Origin of the sequence: Vibrio sp. FF145 (assembly GCF_041439075.1) — a bacterium.
GTDB classification, from domain to species: Bacteria; Pseudomonadota; Gammaproteobacteria; order Enterobacterales; family Vibrionaceae; genus Vibrio; species Vibrio tasmaniensis_A.
On the sequence record NZ_JBGONH010000015.1, the window covers coordinates 74,900 to 84,129 of the forward strand.

The window sequence follows — 9,230 nt, forward strand, 5'->3', positions numbered from 1 at the left end:
TCCCTTACACAATGTTACGTGGTGCAAAGGAGAACCCTTCAAACTCACGCTTATATTTTGATTCGCCAATTTTCTTTATTTTGGCGACGCCCATTTTGTAGTTGTAGTTACCACTGATTTGGTCAACTACCCTTGTAGTTAAAGCATTCGCTGGGTTCTTCATGTCCATCATATTGCAATACAACACACCTTTTTTCGTGGCTGAGGTGACAATCACAACGGCTTTAATCTCCGCGTAATCCAGTTGAATGTGACCATTTTTCATTAGGTTACTAAACTGAAAATCGTCCGACTCGATACCCAGAATCGTATCTTTAAAATTGGCCACCCGCTCCGAGTACACAAGCACTTCATCTCCGGCTTCTATGCCCCGCTTTTCCGCATCTTCTGGGTGAACTTCAATCCAGTTTTCAGGCCAGCGATGAGTGATGTAAGGCCTGCGCTCGATATCATCAAACCCTGACTGCCAAATTTCGTTAATACGACCATTCGAGAACCACAACTCGTCCTTTTGGGGAGTAAGCCAAGCATGGAAATCACTAAACAGATCCCAAGGATGTTTTTGAAGATTGACCTTCCCCGTCTGACTATTAAATTGAGTGAGCTGTTTACGCATAATATTGGCGCCTTGAGGCCCATCCTGTAGCCCTTTGTCGACCAAATCATCCCAACTCATTTCAGTGTCATGCAAGCGCTTAGTGCCAATCAGCTTTTTGGTATCATAGTTATAAAAAACAGGCCCTTGAATCCCTTCAGTACCAAATTCAGCGAGCTTTTGATGAAGAGTTTTCCCTTCAGCATGTGCTGCAACTTTGATCATATTGAAATCTTTACGGCTACCACGGCTAAATCGTGATGACTCTTCGGCTACGTCATTCGAGTTTTGCCAATCAAACCCGTCGTACCCCATTCGCGAAGCCATTTGAGCAACAATCCACCAGTCTGGCTTAGCCTGACCCGGCGCATCAGCGAACTTTTGGTAAAGGCGTAGACGACGCTCACCATTAGCGCGCATGAAATCCTCTTCCCCCCAAGTCGCGGCCGGAAAGATGATATCAGCGAATTGTTTACCAATAGGATCACGTAAATAAATATCTTGATTGATGACGACCATTCCACCGGAATCTGCACGCTTTTTGAGTGTATCTATAATGTGCTGTTTATCACGTCGCGTCGCTTGGTGAGGGTTACGTGTCGTTAAGTCAGTGAATTTCTCTTTCAACCCATAGCTGCCACACATAGCTTGAATCCATGTTGTACCAATAACATGTGCCATACGAGTATGTCCGGAATAGAGATATCTATCGGTGTCTATTGAGCGTCTGCGTCTGCCTGCGACTTTTTCAGGTGACTTGTTTCTTGGAAGTTTCCCACCCGCTAACCCACCGCGTTGATGCCCACCAAATCGACCTATCACACGCCCTTCTCGGCCACCAGTACCGATGATCGTTGCAAGGGAGGCGATGGCGTTGGTATTTCCGGTATTGTTCGACCAATAAAAGCCCTTCTCTATACCAATTGATGCTTTAACTCTTTGACCGTTTACTGGCATTGCCAACATCTCAGCGGCTTTGTGGATCTTCTCGACATCAATACCCGCGATCGATGCGGCATACTCAGGTGCGTACTCTTTCTGCTCCAAATTCCATTGCTTATAATCATCAAAGCCATTCGTTTGGAATTTGCCCCAAGTGGTTCTCCATTGCCATGGCGTATTACGAGTACCCTGACCAAAACCTGAGCTCGATTCCCATTTATTATTGACCCAATTTTCAATCCACTCATTGTCTTGCCAGCCTTGCTCTAAGATCACTCGAGCAATTGCACCAATCACAAGATTATCGCTACCGGGATTAATATCGAGGTGCAATCCACCTTGAGCTTTGAGCCACGCTATTCCAGCGGTTTCACGAGGGTTCAAAATCACGGTTTTCATCCCACGATGAACCGCAGGCATAATGAATTGGGTAAAGATGATGGTTTTTGTCTCATACGGGTCCGTCCCACAGATCATTAAGGTGTCTGCCGCGCCCCAATCATCATAACTGGGAGCGAAATTATCAAAACCCGCATCTCGAAACCCTGGGGTTGCGGTGACATCTGACGGCGTGTCATGAAACGAAAAGTTCGCGGTATTGACATGACGCAATGCATACTTTGTTATCGCATAGGTGTTTTCAATATACTGATAGGAATAGGTTTTCACGCAGTAACTGTTTGAACCGTGCATATCAATCACATGACGGCCGACTTGGGCTGCTATATCCAATGCGAAATCCCACTCAACTGGTTGCAACTGTCCATTAATTCGAACAAGCGGTTGCTTCAATCGATCTTTGGTTGGTGTTTCTGGGTTATAGAGCTTTCTTGCGAGCAGTCCACCACGAACCGAAGAATCACCGCCTTTATTGACGACCTGGATATCTTTATCCGCTACCACCACCACATGGTGTGGTTTGCCATTATGCGAAATAATATTATGTTGCTGTGGCGAAACCCAAGCTTGCAGAGCATGAACCGGGAAATCGACACCAAATGCATTTTCACTTGCAGCAGGCCCTCCTGAAGGGCTACTCACAGGCCAACGATAGACTTTGTAACCACACGCAACAATACAATAGTCACATGCTGTTGTGATGACTTCCGCACCAGCAGGCGGCAATAAAGTACTGCTCGGTTGAAGGTATGAATGGTTTTGATTAAATTGATTGTTTGCAGGAGATTGAGTCATCTAGATTACCTCCACATCGATCAGGTTTTCCATGCGACCAAAGATCAATCCCATAACCCCGACCGCATAGATATCATCACCTTCTAGCTCCAGCAGTACTTGAGGTAAGCTCTCAAAGGCTTGACCAGAAACCATAATGCCATGACGTCGTAAATCAAATGTAGACAGGTGGAATGGACACTGCCCGACAATGCGATGCTCCCCTGTTGCTTTATAAGCACCGGTTAAAGGCCCACCTTGATGAGTACACGTCATCGAGTACGCCACAATATCTCGCTGTAACCCTATCCCACCGCCACATTCGATGTCGGATTTAACCAGCATCGCAATCGAGTTTTTTCCTTCATCTGGATATTGAAAGTGAACCGGAATGTGGTTACTGAGTTGACTTAACTTTGCGATTTTCTTACGCGGGTAACCAACAATACGACCTTCAACCTGAGTTTCAGAATCCGTTCCTGCAAATAAGGTAAGAGGAACCATAGAGACGGCAGTCGCCGCGCCGGAATAGAGTAAAAAATCACGTCGTGACATCATGCATTTGTTGTGTCGTGTACTCGAATTTTGCTCTGAGTTGGCGATCATTTTTCTGCTCCAGCAAGTTCTTCTTTAGTAAATAACGGTTGGTATTCTGGAATTGTCGGCTCTTCAATAAAAATCTGTTCACCTGAAAATGCTTCGATAAAACTCAGTAAGTTTTTTTTATCTTGCTCCGTTAAACCGAGAGGTTGGATCAAAGCAGATTTGGTTTTAGGGTAACCAGTAGTACGTCCGTCATCCGCCACACCACCTCGGTCGTAGAAATCAATCACCGCTTCTAAAGTTGGAATAGTGCCATTGTGCATGTAGGGCGCAGTGTATTTTGTATAACGTAGGCTTGGCGTGCGAAACTTACCTAACATGTCTTTACGTTTAGCTCGAAAGTAAGCACCGGGGTCGGCCTTTGTGGTGCGGTACATCTCTTCGGTGACGCCTTTAGAATAAAGCTCAAATCTAAATGTTATCTGCGCTAATCCATCATCATTCCACCAAGGACTTGGCGGTACGCCAATGTTGTAGAATTTTTGGTCAGATACCAAAGCCCCGTTGTGACAAGCAATGCAATTCGCTTTGCCCTCAAACAGTGCTTTACCCTTCAATTGGGACTCAGACAAAGCGGTTTTGTCACCGAGTAAATAGTTGTCTATTGGTGTGTCACGTTGAATCATCGTACGTTCAAACGCGGCTATAGCGCGCCAAGCGTTGTGTATTTTCGGAGTATCATCACCAAACACTCGCTTAAAACGTTCAACATACTCAGGTACTAAGGCTAAACGCGCTTCCATGATGTCATCTTCACCATTACCCGCGACCGCGCCCTTCGCAGCATCTTTGGCTTGCGCTTCCAATGACATAGCGCTGCCCGCCCAGAAAAATTTGTCATAATAAGCCGCATTAATAATCGTTTGGCTATTACGCCAATGTACCGTACCCGGATATCCCATGGATAAGTCATCAGGAAAACCCCAGCCCTGAGATTGGATATGGCAACCAGCACATGGGCTAGTCGTATCGCCACTTAGCCGACCGTCATAAAATAAGATCTTTCCCAACTCAATTTTTTCTGGTGTTTGTTTATTATCCGCAGGCACAGGCACCTCCCCTAGAGGCTCAAGCTGTACCTTTGCATTAACAACATTGGGAAGCCCCGTCATCCCAATAAGAATAAAGAGTGCTGCCTTTAATACAGAGCGTTTAGTTACGAGCATTTGACCAATCCTCCGTGTATTCGTAGCCGAAGTCATAGTCTAACCATTCGTATTCTTCGCCTATAAGGGCGTCTCCAGATAACGATTCCAAAAAAGCCACCAGCGCCTTTTTTTCATAGTCCGTTAGGGAAAGCGTGGTGAGTCGAGAGTCTTTGTTTGAGTCTTCGCCACCACCTTGATTATAAAATTCAACCACATCTTCAAGCGTGGCAAGCATGCCATTGTGCATATACGGCGCAGTTTGACTGAGCTCTCGCAGCGTTGGCGTTATGAACTTACCGCGATCGCTACCATCCGCTTTATGAGTTTGAACATGCGCACCAACATCGCGCTTTAACGTTAAGTAATCTTGCACCCCCATAAACATGTTGTAGGCAAGAAAAGATTGATGTCGCATGGGGTCTAAAAATATCTCATGATTTTCTGGCACTCCGGTATTGTGTGCCTTTCCGTCCGAAAACAGCGCGCCACTATGGCATTGGCTGCACCCCGCTTTGCCTGTGAACAGTTTTTCTCCCTGGCTCGCTAAGTCGCTAAGCTCACCCTTGTCAAAAGGGACGTTTTTCGAAATCAATGTTTTTAGGTATTCAGGCAGAGCTTTGCGTACTCCGCCATTTGACGGTTCTCCAAGATTGGCCGCTTTAAACATCTCGACGTATATTGGGTCTTGTTTGAGGCGTTCCTGCATCAAACGCATGTCCATATTCATCAGCCAGTCTTCAGTGATATTCTCCCGCACCACATCGTTTAGGTTGGTGCCAATACGACCATCGTGAAACCACACTTCTTTATAGACTGTATTAATAAGTGTTGGAGCATTACGAAATCCATCACTCCCCGTATAGGCAGGGCTCAACGGTTCAGGGTAAGAAAAACCATTAGACGGAATGTGGCAACTGGAGCACGATATCGAGTCGTCCCCGGACAAGCGCGTATCAAAAAACAGTCGTTTACCGAGTTCTGCCTTCGCCGTATTTATACTCATAGGGGGCAGAGCGGCGTATAGAGTTGCAGAGAAAAGGGCACACACTCCTACCAAGATTTTTAGTGCGATGCTCATCGACATTCCTTCGGGGTTACTATCATCTACCCCTATTATTAACACATGAAACATTAAAGATATGATTAGGATCATACAATTAGAAATGATAAGAGTTATTATTCAAACTTGTTAATTCAGTGGTGCTTGAATAAATGTCTCTAGATAAATTACTTCACAAAGTTAAACACATCTATTTGACTGGAAACCTATCCGAACAGGTATTGGCAGCACAAATATTAAGCCGTTTTCAAAACACTAAATATCTGATTATAGAAAGGTTAGAGTCCCAGAATCCTGACCTTGTTCTCACTAGTCTTGAATGCCTCGCTTTAGATAATGCAGCGCCTATTGAGCCCATCCTCAACTGCTATCAATACTGGGACGACAGCGAAATTAAATTGGCATCGTTAATGGCTATTGAGAACAACCAACACTCTGTACTCGCTGTTCCTGTATTATTAGAAGCAGTATGCGACGAAAATGACTACTGGGATGGGGGGTGGAATGACGGAGATGACATCAGCTTGATTGCTGCGCGGATTTTAGACAATCACAAACACCAACTAGATCACGAACAGTCTCTGCGTTTACTACACCGACTTCAGAATGACCCCGAGCCAGATCTAAAAGGCAAACTCATTGCTTTACTTTCGTGCCACTCCCCGACTCTGCTAAATGAAAACAACGTACTCAAAAGCACCGCTGATACTCGGATTTTTTTGAGAAACACTCAAGACAAAATAGTCTTGTACAAAGCCACACAACACCCTGATATTAGCTGCCAAAAAGTGGCATTTCAGCGTCTATCTGAAATGGATTGTCGTGAATATCTGCAGGTATTTTTAAACGGCCTGTCTCATTCAGATCCATCAATAAGAAAGAGTTCCGTACATCAATTAGCGAAATGGAATTACCTAGTAGATATAAAGCACCTTAATTTTGAATTGCTATTATCTGGTATGTCACTCAATTCACTCACAGGGCTAATGAGTAACAAAGATAAGCTGGACGTCATTGACCAACTTCAAGATAAACCCAATGTTGCTTATTCAACCACAACGCTTCTTCTGCTGATTTTCAGTTTGGAAAGTCAGCACAAACAGCTTCAACTTGCCCGTTTTATACCCCATTTCTACCAAGTGTTTTCAAAGTTGGAAGAGTCAGAACAACTCGACAGCTTAAACCACCTATTAACTGAAACTTCCGAACAACTTAGCGTCGCCTTTATTCGTCAACAACTTCAGCAGGAAGATTGCAGTAACTCTATCAAGCGACTGTTAATTGAACACCTTTCGAAAAACCCAAAAACTAGCCATCAGAGCTATTTCAAAGAACTCACTTTAGCGACATCAGGTATCATAGTTGTGGATTCTTCAGTAAAAAGTAGAACAGCAACGAACACTACCACTATTAATGAAATGATTAGCGCGGAAATAAATGATGCTAATGCTCAACCAGCACTTATTACATCAACACTTGATGCATTAAAACAAGCTCACTCACCTGCTATCTCTAACGCTAACTCTACCGTCGCATCTACCTCTACTTCTACTTCAGTAAAGAAGCGCTCGAAAAGATCAGCAAAAATAGAGCGCCTGGAAAATCAAGCGATCGCTCTAGAGTTTTGCTCAAACAAAACATGGCTGCGCAGCCTTTGCTCTGACGACAAAATAAGTCATCTAACCAAAGCGGCATTTTACGCCTTGATTCATGCCTTATGTAGACACAACATAGGCTTTTCCGATCTACAATCATCACGCTTTAATCAGCTAACGTTAGAACTATTGCTAGATGAGCAATCCGAAAATATCGGCGACATCCTCGACTGGCTTGGCGATGATTGGATACAACAGAACCGTTTGTCACTGATGTCATCACCCTGCTTATCTTTAAGAGTCGGCTTAATAAAATACATCAATGACGAGCAACAATTATTAGAATTGATCAAACATTCGTATATCGGCATTCAGCACGCAGCGCTCAATCAACTTGCGCTTAATGGTATTTGTCCCCATAAGAAACTGATCGGGTTGCTTTTGGAAGAGCCGTTACTTTATCCACAGTTGGCGAACTTTGAAGCACATACGGTTTATGAAATACTTGAAAGTGAATTCGATCGCCGATCCTCAACGACTCTTCAAGCCACTCTCACGTATCTTGAAACGACAAGTAATCACCTCTAACAAAGAACTCAAATCTGGTAGCAAAATCAAGCCCATTGATTTGAGGCTTTCATTTTTACTTCACTCGCAGCCGGTAAAGTTAGTAGCAACGAATTAAGCCTCGCTTTGTAAGGTATTGTATGGGTTTGTCTAACAGCAACTTCTGTCACTAAACAACGCACTTCAGTTCCGTATATTGATACTACGTATGAATAATAAGGTGTGTCATGAAAACTCTATCTTTAGCTACCTTAGCGACAGCTATCTTTCTTACTGGATGTGGTTTAAATCAAAGTAAATCGTTATTCAATCACGCAAACGCAGCACCGTCAGTTGTACATGGAGTCACGATTGAAGCCGTTCCCTCTCAATTCGCTGAATACTCTCAAGCAGGCTACAACCGATATGTGGCGGTCAATGCCCCGAACGGAAAGTCTATCCATATTTTGATTATGGATCGCCTGAGCGATTATCAAATAGTCAAAGCCGTCAATGTTCTCAACCACTATCTAACTCCTGTTGATGGCACTAAGTATGGGAGCACTGACTCAAAACGCGAGATTGCAAACGCAATGGCTAACAATGGCGCAATACTCAAGCTAATGAATTATTACGATGAGCCACGATACAACGATGACTTGCCCGGCCAGCCCTTATTCGAAGAAGAGGTTCAGGTTGAAGGCGGTGAATGGTATGTCCAACAAGATTATGAAGAGCATCGTGACGCCTCTTATGAGGAAATACTGCATTTAGTTCATGACTATGGCATCGGAGTTTTTAACGCGCCTGAAGATGCAGTAACCGCATTACCTGAATTTCAAAAAGAATTTAACGCGATACAGAGACAAGCATTACACCATGCTTACACGCCACCCCGTGATATTTTAGAAGAGTGGCAAGAAGAAGTCAGCGTTGATCAAGAGTACTTTGCCGCTGTAATTGATAGCTACTACGGGCTTTGGGGAGCATACAACGGCAAAGGTATGTGGGGGTTATACCAAGTTAAAACCCGCGACGATTTCTCAAAAGAAGACCCCGATGCACAAGCGATAGTAGAACAGATTTTCTCTCCAACCTTGACTTACGATGCATACCTTGCCGATACATTCACCGGAACATTTAAAATGAAGTATGACCCAGCGACGTCCTATACTCATCACTCTCAATATCTGACTAAACTAACGCTATCAGGTAACAATGATGCGAATATTGAGATCAACCAGCATGACAACCGCGTAACCGGAAACGCGGGGGTAAATACAGTGATCGCTCATGGCCCTAAAAGTGAATACCAAATTCATGATCTGGGGAATGGTAAATTTCAGCTAAATGATACCGTTGTTTCGCGTGACGGCTTGAACGTGTTATCCAGTATCGAAAAAGTACAGTTCACTGATCAGCTTTGGACCTTTTAACTAGCAACACTCAAAAGCCAAATCACTTTCCTAAAGACGTAAAAAAGCCCGACCATTTTGATCGGGCTTTCTAAATGATGGAGGCGCCTCCCGGAGTCGAACCGAGGTCCACGGATTTGCAATCCGCTGCAT

General features: G+C 44.2%; 6 protein-coding genes. 2 read left to right on the forward strand and 4 right to left on the reverse strand.

Translation table 11 applies throughout. The features are described from left to right. Positions 1 to 4: 4 nt before the first annotated feature. The 4 genes from ACED42_RS08065 to ACED42_RS08080 are packed head-to-tail and all read right to left on the reverse strand — an operon-like array spanning position 5 to position 5,539. On the reverse strand, positions 5 to 2,731 hold the full coding sequence (locus ACED42_RS08065) for a molybdopterin-dependent oxidoreductase (protein ID WP_371702103.1): 2,727 nt from the start codon (positions 2,729 to 2,731) through the stop codon (positions 5 to 7). Continuing rightward, on the reverse strand, positions 2,732 to 3,316 hold the full coding sequence (locus ACED42_RS08070; protein ID WP_371702105.1) for an arsenate reductase (azurin) small subunit: 585 nt from the start codon (positions 3,314 to 3,316) through the stop codon (positions 2,732 to 2,734). After that, positions 3,313 to 4,479, reverse strand: coding sequence for a cytochrome-c peroxidase (locus ACED42_RS08075; protein WP_371702107.1), 1,167 nt, complete (start codon positions 4,477 to 4,479; stop codon positions 3,313 to 3,315). Before ACED42_RS08075 ends, ACED42_RS08070 begins: the two co-directional genes overlap by 4 nt. After that, positions 4,466 to 5,539 carry a cytochrome-c peroxidase gene (locus tag ACED42_RS08080; protein WP_017099934.1) on the reverse strand — a complete coding sequence of 358 codons (1,074 nt, stop codon included), beginning with the start codon at positions 5,537 to 5,539 and terminating at the stop codon, positions 4,466 to 4,468. The genes ACED42_RS08075 and ACED42_RS08080 overlap by 14 nt, the downstream gene beginning before the upstream one ends. 134 nt (positions 5,540 to 5,673) lie before the next feature. Between ACED42_RS08080 and ACED42_RS08085 the strand changes: the two genes are divergently transcribed. Continuing rightward, on the forward strand, positions 5,674 to 7,704 hold the full coding sequence (locus tag ACED42_RS08085; protein ID WP_371702109.1) for a hypothetical protein: 2,031 nt from the start codon (positions 5,674 to 5,676) through the stop codon (positions 7,702 to 7,704). A 206-nt stretch (positions 7,705 to 7,910) separates the two neighbouring features. Further along, a complete protein-coding gene (locus tag ACED42_RS08090; protein WP_371702110.1) occupies positions 7,911 to 9,098 on the forward strand; it encodes a hypothetical protein in 1,188 nt (395 codons plus the stop codon). The last annotated feature ends 132 nt before the right edge of the window (positions 9,099 to 9,230 follow it).